The following is a 17546-nucleotide window of genomic DNA, read 5'->3' as shown; positions in this document are numbered from 1 at the left end:
CAAAAAAACGCAAACGCATTTACCAAAAACGAATTTACAATAATGATAAAATTAATATATTCATAACAAGCAGAATATTCTCAAAAATTACATAATGGATCTATTTATAGATAACCAAAACCACCAGGGTCTCCGCACTCGGATGTCATGGAGAGGTGAGCCCTAGAAACTGGGCTCGCACATCATCATCCCAGGCAGCCGCTTTGCGTTTGATCCGCATGCTCATCTTCCCGTTCTTCCCCATCGGGACGGGCCGAACAAGGTTCAATACGATCTTTTTCAGCAAAGACAAATTCTCCGGCGCATAGTCCTTGCAAACGCTGCTGGCGTCTTCCGCAAAGTTCACGTCCAACATCCAGTGCAGGCGGTTTTCGATGCCCCAGTGCGCGCGCGCCGCGTGTGCCAAATCCTCTGCGCTCAGCGTGCGCGAGCTGATGTAATAGCGGCGCTCCCATTGCCCACGCTTGTCGCCGACTTGTCGCAACGAATCAATCACACCCAGCGTTTCGCACCCCGGCCAAGCCTCGATATCTACTCGTCCTGCCGCAGGCAGAACCCGCGCCAATTGCACTACCTGCCGGCCATGGCTGCGCTCAGCCCTCGCATTGGTTTTTGGCGTGTCGCCTGCATCAATGAACGCCGCTTCCACTATGCTCAGCAAGGAAGGCTGGTTGCCTTTGACTGCCAGCAGATAGTCGCCGCCTTGCTCATGGATTTGGCCAGCAATGTCGCGTTGACAGCCCATAGCGTCAAAACTGACCAGCAGTCCTTTAAGTTGCAGGCTTTCCAACAGAGCTGGAATCGCAGTGATTTCGTTGCTTTTTTCGTGCACCTTCTCTTGCCCCAGCACCAGCCCAGCCTGCGTGGCAAAGGCACTCACCATATGGATGACCTGTCGCCCACCTCGACTGGATCCACGCACCGTCTTGCCGTCAATGGCAAGTTGTTCCATTTCCAGCGCGGGTAAAAGACCGCCCGCCCAGGTTCGAAACGCGGTTTCGAACTGCTTGGGATCCATCAAACGGAAGATGCGCAAGAAAGTCTCTTCCGATGGAATGCCATTTTTCAGGATCAAGAAGCGCCGCAGCCAATCCCGCTTGTAGCGTGCCCAGGCCACCATCTTCTCGAAGGTATCGTTGTCGCATAGCACCGCGCAGATAGTGATCACAAGGATTTCGCGGAAGTCATGCAATGTGCCATTGCTGGGATGGCGGGGATCGTCAATATGTTCAAGGGCTTGCATCAGGCTAACTCCGGGCGCGCTCACAGTCATGCAGGCAAAGCTGGGAGTAAACGCGATTCCTGATTGCTTATGCAAGTCACCGATTTTCAGATGCCTTGCTTATGTCATACAAGTGCGGAGGTCCTGGCTGGTAGCCCCTTCGGACGACCGCCCTTTCGGCCCCGTGCGCGAGCGGCTGTGAGGCCGGCTTTCGTGCGTTCACGGATCAAGTCCCGTTCGAATTCGGCAAGGGCGGCGAACATGTTGAACACTAAGCAGCGCCCTTGTGGTGTCGTGGTGTCAATGGGATCGTTCAGGCTCTTAAGCCCGATGCCGCGTGCGGACAGGGTGTTGACGGTGGCGACCAGGTGCGCTAGCGAGCGTCCGAGACGATCCAGCTTCCAGATCACCACTGTATCGCCCTCGCGTGCGTCGTCCAGCAGCCGGTTCAATATTGGCCGGTCGGTCTTGGCGCCGTTCGCCACCTCGGTAACGACCTTGGCGCATCCGGCCACCCGCAACGCATCCACTTGCAGGGCGACGTTTTGGTCGCGGGTGCTGACGCGGGCATAGCCAAGAATCATGGGCAAGGCTTTCGCGGTGACGCTGATGCGTATAGGATACTCACCATCGCAGAATAAATCGAACGTTGTTTCGTTGCACAGCTAATCTGCACGGGAGATTGGCCATTTGGGCCACAATCGGGCGGTGCCGGTGCTGCATGAAGAAACGATGGATTTATCGAACGGTGTAGCCCAGACGATCTACCCCATACCAGAAACGACAATGAGTGAATTCATACCAAACGCGCAGTCCTTCTGGAATGCGATCGCACCTCACACGCAACAGCGACTCCTCGAGAATGTCTGGTGCGCCCACTGTCGTGAACAGACGACGATTGTTGATTTCAGTGGCCGGATTGAACGCGGAAATCTCTTGCTGCTGGGTCGGTGTGCCACTTGCGGCGGCAATGTCGCACGCGTCATCGAAGGTCCCGATGCGTGAGAACAAACGGGATGCGATCCACCGTTCAGCCATTCTCAACGAATGTGGGCCGAGCCCGATGTTATCGGGCCGTTCTCACACAATGTGGGTTCGTTCTCACTTAATGTGGTCCAGAAAGGCTGATGTAATCGGGTCGGTCGGTGGATGTTATCGAGTCGTTACACTTAAGACTTGCCACCTCCGGTATTTGGCGGCGCCACGGTGGCGAGCAAGGTGCGTACATCTATTTGATGACAAGCCGCCCAGCGTACCGCATTGGCGAAAGCATGGAGTAGGTCGTCGATGGCAGCATCCGGCACTATCGGTGCCGGATGCTGGGCCTCACTGAGTACCGACTCGATGCGAATCAACAGTTGACGCCCACCTTCGTCGTATGATTCATAGTCGGGCCCAAGCCATGTTTTCCAGATATTCAGCCCATCAAGACCGATTCAGCCACAAGCTGCCCAGCGAAGCACCATCCCCGGCACCTCTGGCCATTTCGGCCAGTCTGGCTTCGTAGGCCTCGCGCACCTCCATTGGTACGCCGCGAACTGGCTTGGCCGACTCGGTCAGACGCTCGCGCAACGCACCGCCCAGAGCATCGGCAAACGCTTCGCGCGAAGCCCCATCCGCCACCGCCTCGGCCTGCCGCGACATGTCCTCCGGCAGCCGCAAACGCGCGAGCCTGGCCTGGAATGCCGGCAGCGTATCCTGCGTCAGTTGTTCCAACATCGGCAGCAGCTCGTTTTTCAACATGCCTTCTGCCACCTGCTCGACAAATCGCTGGCCATCCAGGCGCCGCAAGGCAATCGACTCTTGGATGAAACCCGATGCATCGCTCTCGGCCAGATCAGGATGCCGCATGGCAAGGCCAGCCCGGAGCATGGTGCGGTTGTCACTAGTGAAATTGTTCTCGCCATTGCCGACATAGGCCGGCATCAAGCTGGACAAGGCGGCGGAAGCCGCCTTCACCGTGCCCAGCTGCGGCGACACCACCACGGAAGCCACTTCGGTGCCCACCTGGTTGTCCACCTCTAGCCCGACGCCGCGGGTGCCTTCCTTAGCAAAATAATCGCGGGCAACAAGGAAATCCCTCACCTGATTGCTTAACACTTCCCAATCTGCGCGCGTGTCGCCTTCCGGCCGCATGGCCAGTAGCCCGGCCTCGATTTCCGCCGTAGGCGCGCCTTCCAACAGCATATTGGACAGCGCTTCGCCCCCGTCTTCTGGCAAGCGGCTCAATTGGCCCAGAATACGCTCTGCGGCATGATCGAGATAGGTATGCTGCACCTTGCCTGCCAGCTGCGCCACCGCAGCGCCGACGACAACTAGGCCGCCGTCGCTGTTCGCGCCCCGGCTTTGCAGGCCGAGCACGGTACGGAAAGGCTGGTCGCTGTAAACCTGGTTATAATCGTAAACCGGCTCCAGCTGCGATGCGATTTCGACCAGCATGGCGCCGGCGCTGCCCGGCTTGTTGATATCCTGGCCCAGAGCGTAGACGTAGTAATCCGCCTGCAAGCTTTGCACGGCCTGGGGTGCGCCGCTGCCCGGTGCGGTATAGCTCAGTTTGAGCCCGTCAGACTCTCCCGGCGCGATCTCCAGCCCGTCCACTTTATGCAGGGCCGTTTTCGACAACTCCGGTGCAAACTGCAATTGATTGCCGTCCAGCAGCACCGGCGCGGTGCTGCGCACGAACCAAGCCACCTTGGCGCCCAGCTCGCCCGCGCGCTCCACCGCGTCGATGCCGGCATTGGGCCCATGAACCACCACGGTCTTGCCCGCGAAACGGGCGGGATCGACATCGCTGGCCCGCATAAACTCGTCCAGGTCCATCACCTTGCCGCGCAGTGCTTCCGGCTGGTCCAGGCGGATATTGCCCAGGCGCTTCTCTGCCACGGTTTGCGGAGCCCCCTGGTTCCAGATGCTGGTATGCGGCCCCGCGCCAGCTCCCAGCACCACTTGGCGGCTGTCCAGCACCCTGCCGTCGTCCAGCATTAGACGGAAGCTGCCGTCGTCGAGGCGGTGGATGTTCTTCACCTGGGCCTCTAGGCGCTCGGCGCCCAAGGACTCCAGCCTGCCTATCTGTCGGCCATTGCCTGCGGCGAACTCGCCGCGGTCGGCATAGCCGGGGTCGTAGGCCGGCGCGCGCTCGTCCCACTGGCCGATGATTTCATTCTGATGATTGATGTAGCCCTGGCCGCGCACCGACGGCGACCATGAGTCTTCGACTCCGATGACGCTAACCTTGCCCAGCAGTGGCTGATCGGCCGCAGCTCTTTCGAAACGGCCAGCTATTTCATTGGCCAGATAGGCGATGCTGCTGCCCACGCCAATGAAGGTCACCTCGCGCAGGCGATGCGGATCCAGCCCTGTTGCCGGGTCGCCGATTTTTGTAGTTTCAGCCGCGACTTGCGCACGGCCTGCTTCCTGAGCGGAGCCGGCCGATGCGGCCGGAAAAAGCAGTCTTTGTCCTATAAGCATTTTTGGGGTCTCTTCGACTTTGTTCTGTAGGACAAGTCTTTTATCATAGGGCTTAATGGGTAGTCTTTAAGATATCAATCATTGCACCGCGCATATAGCGATCACGAGGATTTCGCGGAAGTCGTGCAATGTGCCATTGCTGGGATGGCGGGGGTCATCAATATGTTCAAGGACTTGCATCAGGCTAACTCCTGACGCGCTCACAGTCATGCAGGCAAAGCTGGGAGTAAACGCGATTCCAGACTACTTATGCAAGCCTCCGATTTTCAGATACCTTGTTTATGTCATCCGAGTGCGGAGACCCTGCCAAAACCACCAACACAGCCCCCTGCTTACATGGATGCCATCCAGGCAATCTGCGCCGTCCGCTCAGCCAACATTGCCATATCATGCGCCACATCAGCGTTTTCCAACCGAGCTTGACTCTGACATCTCCAAGGCCATAAGCACCCTCTCCTAATGAGTTCATCTCAGACAGTGTTATGTTTTAATACTATCCTTAACAGCTAACACCCTATCCATTTCACAAAAATAACCTATCAAAACTTCAGAGAACATCATGTCAAGCGCCACGCCTGGCAGGAGAGTTTATAAAAACAAAAAACCCCTTGCTCCAAGAAGCAAGGGGCTGTCATTTCCAGCCGCCGGCCGGATCAGACGCTTAGTTTAAAGCGGCGCCCACAGCGCAGGCTGCGAAGCCGGCGTCCAGCCTGCGCCTTCCCAAGCGGTATGCGGCTGCAGGCAGCGGTATTGCTTGCCTTCGAAGACGACGACCTGGCCGGCCTTGTAGTTTGCGCCTTCTTTCCAGGCGTCGCCCTCCACCGGCGGCGTGGTGCCGCTGTCGTCGACCTTGACCGTCAGCGCATGCGCCGCGGTTTTCTCGCCCTTGCTGTTGCTGACCTTGACCTTGAAGTTGTAGGCAGTGTCCTGCTCCAGCGCCGGCGCCTTGAAATTGAGCGTGGCGGCGTTGAGCGCCAGGCCGGCGATCTTGGGCGTCACTTCCCACAGGTAGTTCAGATTGGTGCCGGAAGCGGCCGCGGCGGACAAGCTGACGTTGGCGCCGCTGTTGACGCTGGATGGGCCGCTGATGGTGACCTGGCCCGGAGCGATTTCGTCCGTCGGCGGCGGCTTGATTTCGCCCAAGGAGGTTTCGATTTCGAAGTTGTAGGCCTTGTTGAGACCATAGACCGCGTTTTCAGTGGCGCTTTCCAGCGGCTGAACCTGATTGTTCACCAGCTTGCCCACTTTGATGATGCTGGACTCCTGATTGACTTTCTGGGCCAGCGCGTACACCCATTTTTCCGGCTGCTGCTGACCGGCGCCCACGATGATTTCATGGCGCGCGATATCGCTGCCGCGAACGCGATCGAACACGCGCATGGTCACCTTCATGCCTGCGTTCAACACGACATTGCTCTTATTGACTACGCCGCTGTGTTGCCATTGGGTATTGCTCCGCACGATTTCCACGTCGGAGCAGGCATAGAACGCTTCGTTATTGTCGTTCGGGTCGCGCTGCCACACGTTGAACACCACTCGCTTGCCCTCCATCGTAGCCGGAATGGTCACTTGTAGATCAGTGTAAGCCACGGTGTGATTCGCCAGAGAGTCGCCGGGCTTCTTGCTCGGCGCTTTGGAATAACCCGCTTCGCCAATCAGGTCCAAGTCTTTCCAATGCAGGCCCTTGGCGGGGTCGTAGTTGTTATTGCTGATATAAGTCTTGAAATACTTGGTATCGTGCGGCGCGCTCTGAGCGTAACGGAAGGTCATCTTGCCATTGGCGCCAGGTTCGAGCACCGTCGGCGTGGGCCAGCTATGCGGCTTGTCCAGCTCCGCCCAAGCATCGGGTTTGCCGCCCGCGCACAATTTGCCGTCGCGCACCAGAGTTTGGTGCTGACCATCAGAGCCGGCCTGCGCATTAGCGGTCCAATCATCTACTGCAGTAGCCGCGGCTTTGCAGCCGGAGAACTTGCTGGAGCCGTTCCAATGCCCCCCTTCCAGCTTGCAAGCCACTTCGCGGCTTACCGGGAAAGACATGGAGCCATGGGCGCCGGCGGTGGACGGGACAACGGCCATCAGGGAGGCGGCGATCTGGCTCAGGGCCAACACGGGCAGGACGAGCTTGCCGGCGGTGCGAGGTGCGGTCATGTTCTAAAACCTTGATCTTAAGGGTTGGGTTGCCGCCCTCCCTGGCCGCCGTCGGCCGAGGAAGGGCTTGTCCGCATTGTTCCAAACCCTTGCCCGCCGCCCAATCATTCTCAATAAAAGCTAAAGTTCAGCGATTTTTAATCAATATCGGCCATCAAACGGCAAAAGCCCGACAGGCTTACGCCTGCCGGGCAGACCCCGAAACCGGGTCTTAAACCTGCGTCCAGCTGGGGCTCAGCCTGAAACGCGCGGCCATCCGGACATTACTTATCCTTGCACTGGCCATGCATGTCGGTCGAGCTTACCGGACGCCATACGCCCCACTGGCCGCCCGTGCCCGGCTTTTCGCCTCGGGTCCACCATCCGTTCATCCATTCCTCGCCCTGATATGTCACTTTGGCGCAAGGCTGGGCATAGGTCTTGGCCGCGTCCCAGGCACCGGCTACCGGCGGCTTGCCGCCTTCATCCTTGGCCTTGACCTCCAGCTTGTGCTCGGCGTTCTTGCTGCCCAGCGCATTGCTGACTTTGACCGTGAAGTTATAGCTGGTGTCCTGCTTAGGCTCCGGCGCCTTGAAATTGAGGGTGGCGGCGTCCAGCGTCAGGCCGGCGATGCTGGGCGACACCGTCCACCGGTATTTCAGATTGGTGCCGGCGGCGGCTTGGGCCGACAGGCTGACCATATCGCCGCTGTTGACGCTGCTCTGACCCTTGACGGTGACCTTGCCCGGCGCGATCTCGTCCACCGGCGGCTTACCGCCCTCATCCGATTGTTCCAAGGCAAAGCTGTATTCCTTGCCCAGGCCGAACACGGTGTTGGCGGTGGCGTGCTTGACCGGCACCACTTGGCCGTTTTGCAATTGGCCCACCTTGACCACGCTGGATTTGGCGTTGACCGCGGTGGCCAGCGCATAGGTCCAGTCTTTGGCCGCGGTTTGACCGGCGGCGATCTTGATCGAATGCTTTTCAAGGTCCCCGCCCCGCAGCTTGTCGAAAACGCGCAGGGTGATGGTGGAGTCGGGCTTGGCCTCGAACGGGCTGGAGACCAGCGCGCCCAGCGGTTTGAAGTCCGCGCTGTTGGCCACGATGTTCACGTCCGAGCAGCTGTAGAAGGCTTCGGCGCTGTCGCTGCGCTGCCATACGTTGTAGATCACGCGCTTGCCCTGCATGCCGGCCGGGATCTTGACGTCCAGCTTGGTCTTGGCGCTGGGCGCCACCGCGCCGGAATCGCCGATCAATTGCAGATCGTCCCACTGCAGCGGACGCTTGAAGTCGTAGGAGTCCTTGCTGATATAGGATTTGAAATAGGCGGTCTGGTGCTGGGCGGACTGATGATAAGTCATCGTGTATTTGCCGTCCGGTCCCGGCTGTATGCTGGTGGCCGGCCAATCGACGCCAGCGTCCAGGCCGCTGAATCTTGCGTTGCCGCCGGCGCACAGCTTGCCATTGGGCACCACTTGCTGGTGATTGCCGCCGGCGCCGCCTTGCAGCACGCTGCTCCAGTCGTACATCGCCTGTGCGCCGCCGCTTTGCTTGACGGCCTGGCAACCCGGCGTTCCCGGATTTTCCGGATTGTCCGCGGTGCGGCAGTAGTAGATGCGGCTGATCGGCTCTTCCATCGTGCCGTGGGCGGAGGCGGCGGCCGGAGCCAGCAGCATCAGGGAAGCGGCGATCTGGCTCAGCGTCAGAGCAGGCAGGGCGAACGTGCCTGCGGAGCGGGGTGCGGTCATTGTTGAAACCTTAATTTAAGGGATTGGGTGACAGCCCTCTCCAACCGCCATCGGCTGGGAAGGGCTTGCCCGCATTGTTCCAAACCCTGGTGCGGCCCCCAATCAATCTCAACAGAAGCTCAAGCCGGCGGCCGCGCCTAGCGCTCTCCTCCCTCGCTCTCCACCCACGGCGCCAGCAGCAGAAATTCGCTGCCCAGCCGGCTTCTGGATTTGACCTCGACGCGGCCGCCGTGGGCCTGCATCACGGCCTTGACGAAGGGCAGGCCCAGGCCGGCGCCGTCGCGGCGGCCTTCATCCACCTGATAGAACGGCTCGAATAGCCGCGGCAAGGCGTGTTCCGGAATGCCTATGCCCTGGTCCACCACGCTGATGCCGGCCATGTCCCCCCAGCGCGCCAGCCGCAGCACGATGTGGCTGCCGGCCGGCGAGTACTTGACGGCGTTGTCCAGCACATTGACCACGGCGCGCAGCAGCATGTCGTAATGGCCGCGCACCCACAGCGCTTCCATCGCCTCCGGGCCGTGCAGCACGATGCGCTTTTGGCGGGCGCCGGCCTCGATCTGGTCCATCGCGTCTTCGGCCAGATCAGTCAAGGCCACCGGCAGAAAGCCGGCCGGGTCCAGTTGCTCGGCGCGGGAGAGGCGCATGAAGTCCTGCGCCACGCGCAGGCTGTAGTTCACTTGCCGGCGCAGATCGTTGAAGAACTGGTCCTGCCGCGGCCCGGTCTCGCCGCCGCGCTGTTCTATCATCGCCAGCATGGTGGTCAGCGGATTGCGCAGATCGTGCGCCATCTGCCGCAGCACGCGCCGGTCGCCGGACACGCTGGCCTTGACGCTTTGCAGGTCGACCAGGCTGATCAGACTGCTGGACAGGCCGTCGCACAGTTCCGGACAGGGCGTGACCAGCAACATGTGTTCGCCCTGGCTGCTGCGCACTTCCTCCACGCCGATGTTGCCGCTGTGAAGCGCTTTTTCGCGCGCCCGCCCGGCCAGGCCCAGCACCCAGGCTTCGGCCTCCTCCGGCGCGCCTTGCTCGCACAGCAGCTTGCGCGCCGCCTGGTTGCTGAGGATGATTTTGCCGCCCTGCTCGAAGAAGATCGGATAGGGCAGCATATTGAGCACGCTGACGTAGGAGTTTTGCCAGGCGCGCATCTGCCGCATCAGCCGTTCGATTTCGTCGGCGCCGGACTCGGGCTCCTGGCCGCGCAGCGGCAGGTCCATGCCGGCTTCGAGCAGGCTCTGCCGCATCGCCTCCATTTCCTGCCGCAGCAAGAGATGAGTCTTGGTCTGCCAGCGCCAGGCGCAGCCGGCGTAGATCAGCAAGCCGCCTGTCAGCGGCGAGCTGACCGGAATCCAGATCTGGGTTTGCAACAACAAGAGGGTGGACGTCAGCCAGCAGCCGCCCAGCCACAGCCAGGCGCGTCCGTGCATGCGCGCCGGCGGCGCCAGCAGGCAGACCAGCAGCAGGCCGAACATGAGGCCGAAGTTGACCAGCAGCTTGTACGGGGCGGCCAGCAGGGTGACCGGCCCGTGGTTCATCAGGGTCTGGGTTTGCAAGGCCAGGATCTGGCTGCGGGTATGGCCTTCGCGGTCCAGCGGGTAACGGTTGGAGCGCAGGCCCTTGAACGGGTCCAGCGCCAGATGGCCGACAAAGACGATCTTGTTGTGAAACGCCTGCCGCGGCACCGCGCCGGTCAGCACGTCCAGCATCGAATACTGCTGGATGCGGTGGTGGGCCGGCAACACCAGCAGCCAGCCGTCGGCTTGCGGCGCGCAACGCCGCCAGAACGCGGTCAGACAGCGGGTGTTTTCCCGCGGCGGCAGTTCATAGCCGGCGACGCGGATGGCTTCCATCACCATATGCGGCGCCAGCTTCCGGCCATGTTGCTTGTAGGGGACGATGCCGGTGACCACGCTGCGGTCCCCTATCAAGAGGTCGCGGTGCCCCAGCCCGGCCGCGGCGGCGTAAACGGCGGAGGGCTCGGGACCGTCCCGCCCCGGCGCGGCGGGGGCGTCGGGCGGCAAGGCCAGCACCACGCGGCCGTGGCGCCGGATGGCCTTCGCCAACATGCCTTCGTCCCGGCGCGACAGCAGGTTCATGTTCAGCGCCACGCTGTCGGCCTGCTCCAGTCTTTGCAGCAGCACGGCGTAGAGCACGTTGCCGTTGACTTCCTCATGACCCAGCGCCTGCACCGTGGCCTGGTCGACATTGACGAGCACGACATCGTGTTCGTCGTCTTCGGTCTGCAAGGCGGAGAGCAGTTCGAAGTACAGCCGGTCCAGCGAGTGGAACAAGGCGTCCTGGTTGGGGATGGCGAACACCACCAGCAGCAGGACGAAGGCGATCAGAAAGCGCGCGTCGTGCCGGTGTCCGCGCCGGAACGCTTGGCAAAGCCATTTCATAAGACGGCCCAAGCGCGAAAAAAGGACGCGGCCGGCCAAGCCGGCGCCTCATTCAAGGAGCAGCTCAAGGCGAGACCGGCCGAAGACCTTGGGCGCGCATGCGGGAAATGCGGGCTCGGGAGACGGCCGTCGGCGCGCAATGCCAGAGTCAACGCGCAGCGGGTTGCAAGCGGGTCCTCAGACCCGCTCCAGCCGGTAACCGTAGTTGTACACGGTGGAGATCACCATGCCGTTGCGCGGCCGCAGGCCCAGCGCCGAGCGCAGATTGCTGACATAGGTGGCCAGGCTGGCGTCGTATTTACGGTCCGCCTGGCCCCAGATGCGCTGGCTGAGAAAGTCCTTGGTCAGGATGCGGCCCAGGTTGCGGAACAGCAGCGTGGCCAACGCGAATTCCCGCGCCGGCAGCGTGGCGGCCTTGCCGCCGGGCAAGCTGACGCTGCGCGCTTCCGGATGGAAGGTGTAGCCGCCGGCCTCGAACGAGGCCTCCGGATTGCCCAGCCGCTGTTGCTTGCGAAACTGGGCGTTCAGCCGCGCCAGCAGCTCGCGCTCGCGGATCGGTTTTTGCAGATAGTCGTCGGCGCCGTGCTCCAGCGCCAATACGATGTCTTCTTCGTCGTCGCGCTGGGTCACCATCAGGATGGGCAGCGCCGGCGGCAGCTTGGCGCGCGCCCATTTGAGCACCTCGACGCCGTTTCGGCCCGGCACCTCCCAATCCAGCAGCATCGCGTCGCAGCGCTGCTGTCGGAATTGGGCGACGAACTGGTCGCCGTCGGCACAGGCGACGGCTTGATGGCCATATTGTTCCAGCAGCTTGACCACGCTGGCGGTTTGGAGCGGACAGTCTTCTAAAATAGCAACAATCATCATATGCGTTTCGGTTGAAAGCGACGGACTCGCGCCGGGAGCGGAAGCGGCGCGCCTTTGGAGCCGCGGCGCGGCCGCGGGCGCAAAAGCGTTGGAAAGCCGCTGTCATCGGTCGCCAAAGAGGGTGATTCTTACGGAAGCATGGTCCGGGAATCTATAGGAGTACTCCTAACTTTCTCAATAATTCCTAAATTAATCCGGATGCATTGAGCCGAAACAAGACGCAAATCATGCCTTTAGAATAAATCCGCCCGCCGCCGGCCTCACGGCGCGGCCGGCGCCAGGAACACCCATTGCCGATAGCTGCCCTTGTCTGCGAAATCGCCCAGCTCCGCGGCGAAGCCCCGCTGCTTCAAGGGCCGGCCTTCCGCCAGGCTGTGCACGCCGACGATGCCGCCGTCCGCGCCCTTGATCAGCCCCCATTCCGGCTTGCCCGTGAGCGGATCGGCGTAGAGGCGGCGCAGGTGGCGGCGGGTGAAGGGCACGCGTTCGTCCTTGAGCAGGGCGTCCAGCGTTTTGGGATAGGCCGGCGCGGGGCCGGAACGGTGGTAGGAGGCGATGGCGCGCTGCAATTGCAGGCCGATGTGCAGCAGCTCTTCTTCCTTGTCGCCTTGTTGTTGCCGGCTCCAGGCGCCGGCCGCCGCGCCCAGGGCCGCGCTCATGGCCAGCACCAGCGTCAGCGCTCCCAGATAGGCCAGCCCGCGCTGCTTACCAGCTGCCATAGCGGCTGCCGTCCAGGCCGGTTCCCGGCGCGCCGCTGGCCACGTCGCCGACGCCGCCCTCCTCCGCCGGTTTGGCTTGCCAGCCGTCGCGCCGGCCGGCGATGGGATCGAGCGGCAGTTCGCGCAGATAGCGGCCGGCCACCAGTTCTTGCAAGGCGGCCGGATTGGCGCCGTGGTCGGCGCGGTAGTCGTCTATCGCCTGGCGCAGCGCGGCCAGATTGTGGCGCAGCACGGTTTCGCGGGCGCGGTCCTGCTGCTTGAAGTAGTTGGGGCCGATCAGGGCCATCAGCGCACCGATGATGCTCATCACCACCAGCAGCTCGATCAGGGTGAAGCCGCGCGCCGCTTCACCATTGTTGGTAGGGTATGCCATTGATGCCCTTTCTGAGGCTCTTGGAACGGATGTCGTATACGTCGCCGCCGGAGGCGAAGGCTTCCGCCGAGCTGTCGTAGCCGCGCGTGTCCCAGCTCGCCGCCGGGTCCGCGCCGTCGCAGCTTTCGCACATCGGATCCGCCGGCAGACGGCGCAGGAAATAGAGCTTGCCGCCGGCGGCGTCGCTCTTGTCCGGCACGCCGTCCACCAGGCTGGCGAGGCTGGGCGGATAGCCGCTCCGATCCGGAGAAGCGTCTATCTTCTTGTCCGTCACCGCCTGCCGGTAGGCGTCGATGGCCGTGCGGATCTGGCGCAGGCTGTGGCGCAGCTCGGCCTCCTGGGCGCGCCGTCTGGCCAGTTCGCTCAGCGGCAGGCTGGCGCTCAGCAACAGCGCCAACAGGGTAAGCGCGGCCAGCGTCTCGATCAGGGTGAAACCGGTTTGACGCGGCATAAGCACCTCAGGGCGCGGCCAGCGGGCTGTCCAGCGCCGGCGCGGAAGCGTCCCGCGCGGGCGCGGCGGCGGGCGGCTGCGCCTCGGTCCGCAGCGGTTCCACGCTCAGCCGGCTTTCGGTGCCGGAATGGAAATAGCTGTTGGAGGCGGCCGGCAGGTCCAGCGCCCGTTCTATGCGCGGGGTCAGCAGCAGGATCAGTTCGGTGTTTTCGACGCCGCGCTTCTGGCTGCCGAACAGGCCGCCCAGCCAGCTCAGGGTGCTGAGACCGGGCAGGCCGCTGCTGCTGCGGTCGTGCTGCTGTTTGACCAGGCCGGCCAGCACCTGGGTTTCGCCATCGCGCGCGGTCATCACGGTTTCGGCGTTGCGGGTGCTCATCGGGTAGACGGTGCCGCCGCCGGCGGTCTTGACTTCGCTCTTGAGATTGCTGACTTCCATATTGACCTTGACGCTGACCTCGTTGCTGAGGCTGATCCGCGGCTCCACTTGCAGGATCAGGCCGACGTCCTGGTAGTTGACCGATTCCGTCACCACGCCGTTGGCGTTGGTGGTGGTGACCACCGGCACTTTCTCGCCTATCTTGATGCTGGCCTTTTCCATATTGCGCACGCGGATCTTGGGGTTGGCCAGCACCTTGGTCTTGCCCTGTCTTTGCAGCAGTTTGATCGCCGCGCCCAGATCGCCGCCGTTGCTGCCGCCGACGCCGACGCCGTCGCGGTTCAGGCCCAGCAGATCGCCCACCGTCACCCTGTCCGAGCCCTCTTTCGGCAGCACCGAAAACCGCAGTTCCGCCGGATAGTCGACGCCGACGTCGAGCACGTCGTTGGTGTTCACTTCCAGCACTTGCACGTCCATGGTGACTTCGGACTGGGCGATGTCCAGGCTGGCCACCAGCCGCTCTATCACCGCCATCACTTCCGGCGTGTCGCGCACGATCACCGCATTGGTGCGCTCGTCCAGATGCACGTTCTTGGGCGAGCTGATCTGGCGCAGTGCGGCCAGCACCTGGCTGGCGTTGGCCTGGCTCAGGTAGAAGGCGCGGGTCATGAGCTCCCGGTATTCCTTGGCTTTTTCCGAGCGCGCCGGATAAATCAGCATGCTGTGCCGGCTGAGCACTTTTTTCTCCAGCTGATGGGTGCGCAGCAGCAGATTGATGGCGTCTTCCGCCGTGGTCCGGCTGGCGACGATGCTGGCCGGGGCGGCGACGGGCACTTCCGGATCGAACACGAAATCGATGCCGGCCAATTGCGAGATGGCGTCGAAGATGCTGGAAATCGGCTGAACCTTGAAGTTCAGCGTCACCGGCTGGCGCAACGCCTCGGCCAGGCTGGGACGCGCGTCGCGGCGGGCGGCCTCCCGGCTTTGCAGCTCGTCGCGCAAGGCTTGCGCCTGCCGGTAACCGGGCTGCTCCTGCAGGATGCGGCCCAGCCGCTCCAAAGCCTCTTGCGGGCGCTGCGCGCCGATTTCGGCGGCGGCGTCCAGCTCCAGTTTCAGCCGCAGCCGGCGCTCCAACTGCCGTTTCAGCTGCTGGGCGCGCATGTGCTCCGGCGCCAGCGCCAGCAGCCGGCTCACCTCCGCCAGCGCGGCCGCGTCGTCGCCGGCGTCCATCTTGGTCTTGGCCGCCCGCAAGGCCTCCTCCGCCAGCGCCGCGCTCTTGGCCACGACGTTTTTGCGGCGTTCCACATCGTCGGGCTTCTGCCGCAAGGCGGTTTCGGCCGCGCGCAATTGTTCTTCCGCGCCGGGCTGATCGGCCGGGCCGAAGATTTTCTTGACCGGTCCGGGCAGCGCGCATCCGCCCAGGGTCAAACCGAGGGCGAGGGCCAGCAGTGTGGGTTTGCAATGTTTCATGATGCCTAATGCCTGGTGAAAACGGCGTCGTCGCGGTGGCGGCGACGCCTCAGTGAGCCAATGGAGTCAGCGGGATCGAGTGCTCCCGCCCTTCGGCGTCCAGCAGCAGCGCGCGCTCCGCCTCCAGGGCCTTGAACGTGTATTGCTCCGTCAGCCGGGCGCCCGGCTGCAGCGCATTGGGCGTCTTGCAGCCGACGCAGAGCAGGTAGCTGCGCGCCCGGCCTTCCAGCACCACCACGCGCTGGCCGTCCTGCCGCCATTCGCCCACGGCGCTGAACGGCGGCGGCGCGGCTTCCAGCGGCGGCGGCGGCAAGGGCGCCGCCAAGACCGGAGCGGCGTCCGCCGCCGGGACGACGGGCTTGGCCTCTTCGCGCAGCGACGCCCAGCTCTGGACCGGAAACAGGTCGACGCCGTCGGCCCGCGGCTCTTGCGCCTGGGTCAAGGCCGCCCAGGCCAGCGCGAGGCCGCTCAGCCAATGGGCCCGCCGCCTCATTGTCCGGCTCCCAGCAGGCTGAAGCGCATGCGCATGCTCAAGGTCGCGGTATCGGTTCGCGCCCGGTCCAGCGTCAGCGCCTCCAAGCGCAACAGAGGCTGCGCCGTCAGCGCGCCCAGCGCCGCCGTCAGTTCCGGATAGCGCCCGCTGGCGCTCAGCTCCACCGAGACGCGGCGCAACGCGCCGCCGGCTTCCGCCTCTTCGCGATAACTGGCCTCATGCACGCTCAGGCCGGACTGGCGCAGCTGCTCCAGCAAGGCCAGCTTGCGCGGGGCCAGCGCCAGCCGCAGCTGGGCCTGCCATTGCCGCTCGCGCCCCGCCGTCGCCGGCAAGGCGGGCGTCGGCGCGCTCAATTGCTGGCGGCGCTGTTGCAGATCCGCCTGCCGCGTCTCTTGCTCCAGCGCGCCAAAGACCAACAGCAGGCCGCAGGCCGCCAGCGACAGCCGGCCGCCGCGCCCCAGCCGGCAGGCCAGCGTCTGCCGATGCCAGCGCAGCCGGGCCCGCCAATGACTTCCGCCGCCGGCCGGCCGGCCGCCGCGTTTAAAGGCCGCCAGCCGGCGGCCGGCGTCTCGCATCCAGGCCCTCATCGCTCAGCCACCTGCACCGTGGCCAGCACCGCCTGATTGGGATCGCCGGGCTTAAGCCCGTGCCGCAGCAGCCGCGCCCGACCATGGCCGGACGGCTGGTTCAGCCTCTCGACGAAATGGAACACTTCCCGCACGTCCGCCGCGCTCAGTTCCAGCCGGGCCTGCTTGCCCCCGCCCTCAAGATGCAGGGACAAGATGCCCAGCCGCGGCGACCAGGCTTGTTCTATCGCCCGCAGCAGCGCCGGGCGCAGCCGGGTTTGATCGTCGCCCTGGACCAGCAGCAACGCCTGGGCCTTGCGCGCCTCCGGCGAGGCGGCCTGGGCGCGGCGCTGTTCGCGCTCGCGCAGAAACCGCTGTTGCTCCTGCCGCCGCTCCCAGGCCGCGGTGTCCTCCGCCAACCGTTCCAACTCCCACTGCCGCCAGCCCAGCGCCGCCAGCAGCATCAACAAAAGCATGGCGGCGACGCCGGCCAGCGGCGCGCTCGCCTCGGGGCGGCTGAAGTCCAGACCGCGGGCGTTCAGGCGGCGCATGGCTGGCTCGCAAGCAGGGGATGGGCAAAGCCCAGCCAACGCGCCCGCGCCGCCGGCGGCTGTGCCTCCGGGCCATGGGTCGCGCACCAATCGTAGTCGCCGCCGGGCTCGCGGCCGCACAGCGCCTCCGCCGCCGCCACGCCCTCGGCCGCGCTCTGTCCCGGCGCCAGCGCCAGGGTGATCAGATCCTCCCAGCCGCGCTCGCCGCGCCACAGACAGGTGACGGCCCCGGCCTCCGCCAACACCAGCGCGTCCGACGCCAACGCGCGCGGATGGGCTTGCAGGCAGGACGACAGCAGATCGCGGCAGCCGGCCAAGCGCCAGCCGGCCGCCCGCGCCGCCGCGCTCAAATCGGCCAGCAGCGGGGCCTGGGCGGCGAAAGCCAGCCGCGCCGCGCCGTAAGCCCCCGCCGCCAGGCGGATGTCCAGTTCGCCCGCGACGCCGCGCTCGCGCAGCAGACCCCGCGCATAGGCGCGCCACTGGGCGCGCTGCCCGGACAAGCCGTCTTGCCACGGCAAGAGCTGGCTGTGCGCCCACGGATAGCCCAAGAGCAGCCGCACGCGGTTGCGCCAGGCCGGACGCCGGCGCGCGGCCCCGCCCAGCAGCATGGCCAGCGCCTCCGCCGGTTTGCCGTGATGGCGGCAACGCCGCGGCTGGGCCGGGGCGCCGGCCGGCGGCAGCAAGGTCGCCAGTTCGGCGTCGATCAACACGGT

15 protein-coding genes and 1 pseudogene are annotated in these 17546 nt (G+C 64.0%); 1 reads left to right on the top strand and 15 read right to left on the bottom strand.

Annotated features, from left to right (window positions below):
• Nucleotides 1-145: 145 nt before the first annotated feature.
• Together DB032_RS03655 and DB032_RS03650 are read right to left on the bottom strand one after the other, a co-directional pair.
• Nucleotides 146-1243 (bottom strand): ISAs1 family transposase, encoded by a 1098-nt coding sequence (locus DB032_RS03655; RefSeq protein WP_107801655.1) that lies wholly within the window; start codon nt 1241-1243, stop codon nt 146-148.
• Nucleotides 1244-1356: 113 nt separating this feature from the next.
• Nucleotides 1357-1806 (bottom strand): annotated as a pseudogene (locus DB032_RS03650) (recombinase family protein); the annotation flags it as partial.
• A 106-nt stretch (nt 1807-1912) separates the two neighbouring features.
• Between DB032_RS03650 and DB032_RS23505 the strand changes: the two are divergent.
• Entirely contained in the window at nt 1913-2227 is a 315-nt protein-coding gene (locus DB032_RS23505) for a hypothetical protein (protein ID WP_146176573.1), read from the top strand.
• A gap of 420 nt (nt 2228-2647) precedes the next feature.
• Here DB032_RS23505 and DB032_RS03645 read toward each other — a convergent pair whose 3' ends face one another.
• From DB032_RS03645 to DB032_RS03585, 13 genes are all read right to left on the bottom strand, one after another.
• On the bottom strand, nt 2648-4690 hold the full coding sequence (locus tag DB032_RS03645; protein ID WP_107798291.1) for a restriction endonuclease: 2043 nt from the start codon (nt 4688-4690) through the stop codon (nt 2648-2650).
• 666 nt (nt 4691-5356) lie between these two features.
• Nucleotides 5357-6838, bottom strand: a complete 1482-nt coding sequence (locus tag DB032_RS03640; protein WP_107798290.1) for a lytic polysaccharide monooxygenase — start codon at nt 6836-6838, stop codon at nt 5357-5359.
• Between the two features lie 263 nt (nt 6839-7101).
• Nucleotides 7102-8565, bottom strand: coding sequence for a lytic polysaccharide monooxygenase (locus tag DB032_RS03635; protein ID WP_107798289.1), 1464 nt, complete (start codon nt 8563-8565; stop codon nt 7102-7104).
• Nucleotides 8566-8702: 137 nt separating this feature from the next.
• Complete coding sequence (locus DB032_RS03630) at nt 8703-10967, bottom strand: ATP-binding protein (protein ID WP_146176572.1); 2265 nt, start codon at nt 10965-10967, stop codon at nt 8703-8705.
• Nucleotides 10968-11144: 177 nt separating this feature from the next.
• Nucleotides 11145-11834: a response regulator transcription factor gene (locus tag DB032_RS03625; RefSeq protein ID WP_199225803.1), complete on the bottom strand. Its 690-nt coding sequence runs from the start codon at nt 11832-11834 to the stop codon at nt 11145-11147.
• Between the two features lie 260 nt (nt 11835-12094).
• Nucleotides 12095-12553, bottom strand: coding sequence for a type II secretory pathway, pseudopilin PulG (locus DB032_RS03620; RefSeq protein WP_107798287.1), 459 nt, complete (start codon nt 12551-12553; stop codon nt 12095-12097).
• Nucleotides 12540-12926 (bottom strand): type II secretion system protein, encoded by a 387-nt coding sequence (locus DB032_RS03615; protein ID WP_107798286.1) that lies wholly within the window; start codon nt 12924-12926, stop codon nt 12540-12542. Before DB032_RS03615 ends, DB032_RS03620 begins: the two co-directional genes overlap by 14 nt.
• Nucleotides 12901-13377, bottom strand: a complete 477-nt coding sequence (locus DB032_RS03610; RefSeq protein WP_107798285.1) for a type II secretion system protein — start codon at nt 13375-13377, stop codon at nt 12901-12903. Before DB032_RS03610 ends, DB032_RS03615 begins: the two co-directional genes overlap by 26 nt.
• Before the next feature lie 7 nt (nt 13378-13384).
• On the bottom strand, nt 13385-15223 hold the full coding sequence (locus DB032_RS03605; RefSeq protein WP_146176571.1) for a secretin N-terminal domain-containing protein: 1839 nt from the start codon (nt 15221-15223) through the stop codon (nt 13385-13387).
• Nucleotides 15224-15272: 49 nt separating this feature from the next.
• Nucleotides 15273-15716 carry a hypothetical protein gene (locus DB032_RS03600; protein WP_107798283.1) on the bottom strand — a complete coding sequence of 148 codons (444 nt, stop codon included), beginning with the start codon at nt 15714-15716 and terminating at the stop codon, nt 15273-15275.
• Nucleotides 15713-16303: a GspMb/PilO family protein gene (locus DB032_RS03595; RefSeq protein WP_146176570.1), complete on the bottom strand. Its 591-nt coding sequence runs from the start codon at nt 16301-16303 to the stop codon at nt 15713-15715. The genes DB032_RS03600 and DB032_RS03595 overlap by 4 nt, the downstream gene beginning before the upstream one ends.
• Nucleotides 16300-16833 carry a hypothetical protein gene (locus DB032_RS03590; protein ID WP_107798281.1) on the bottom strand — a complete coding sequence of 178 codons (534 nt, stop codon included), beginning with the start codon at nt 16831-16833 and terminating at the stop codon, nt 16300-16302. The genes DB032_RS03595 and DB032_RS03590 overlap by 4 nt, the downstream gene beginning before the upstream one ends.
• Nucleotides 16821-17543 (bottom strand): hypothetical protein, encoded by a 723-nt coding sequence (locus DB032_RS03585; protein WP_146176569.1) that lies wholly within the window; start codon nt 17541-17543, stop codon nt 16821-16823. The genes DB032_RS03590 and DB032_RS03585 overlap by 13 nt, the downstream gene beginning before the upstream one ends.
• Nucleotides 17544-17546 lie beyond the last annotated feature (3 nt).

Origin of the sequence: Chromobacterium sp. Panama, assembly GCF_003052555.1 — a bacterium.
GTDB lineage: Bacteria > Pseudomonadota > Gammaproteobacteria > Burkholderiales > Chromobacteriaceae > Chromobacterium.
The sequence above is the reverse complement of the archived record's forward strand: the minus strand, read 5'-3'. Positions and strand labels throughout refer to the sequence as shown.

Coding starts and splice junctions, on each gene's coding strand:
- DB032_RS03590 (WP_107798281.1), bottom strand. CDS start 16,833: ATGCGCCGCCTGAACGCCCGCGGTCTGGACTTCAGCCGCCCCGAGGCG.
- DB032_RS03625 (WP_199225803.1), bottom strand. CDS start 11,834: ATGATGATTGTTGCTATTTTAGAAGACTGTCCGCTCCAAACCGCCAGC.
- DB032_RS03620 (WP_107798287.1), bottom strand. CDS start 12,553: ATGGCAGCTGGTAAGCAGCGCGGGCTGGCCTATCTGGGAGCGCTGACG.
- DB032_RS03635 (WP_107798289.1), bottom strand. CDS start 8,565: ATGACCGCACCCCGCTCCGCAGGCACGTTCGCCCTGCCTGCTCTGACG.
- DB032_RS03615 (WP_107798286.1), bottom strand. CDS start 12,926: ATGGCATACCCTACCAACAATGGTGAAGCGGCGCGCGGCTTCACCCTG.
- DB032_RS03595 (WP_146176570.1), bottom strand. CDS start 16,303: ATGAGGGCCTGGATGCGAGACGCCGGCCGCCGGCTGGCGGCCTTTAAA.
- DB032_RS03600 (WP_107798283.1), bottom strand. CDS start 15,716: ATGAGGCGGCGGGCCCATTGGCTGAGCGGCCTCGCGCTGGCCTGGGCG.
- DB032_RS03640 (WP_107798290.1), bottom strand. CDS start 6,838: ATGACCGCACCTCGCACCGCCGGCAAGCTCGTCCTGCCCGTGTTGGCC.
- DB032_RS03605 (WP_146176571.1), bottom strand. CDS start 15,223: ATGAAACATTGCAAACCCACACTGCTGGCCCTCGCCCTCGGTTTGACC.
- DB032_RS03630 (WP_146176572.1), bottom strand. CDS start 10,967: ATGAAATGGCTTTGCCAAGCGTTCCGGCGCGGACACCGGCACGACGCG.
- DB032_RS03655 (WP_107801655.1), bottom strand. CDS start 1,243: ATGCAAGCCCTTGAACATATTGACGATCCCCGCCATCCCAGCAATGGC.
- DB032_RS03610 (WP_107798285.1), bottom strand. CDS start 13,377: ATGCCGCGTCAAACCGGTTTCACCCTGATCGAGACGCTGGCCGCGCTT.
- DB032_RS03645 (WP_107798291.1), bottom strand. CDS start 4,690: ATGCTTATAGGACAAAGACTGCTTTTTCCGGCCGCATCGGCCGGCTCC.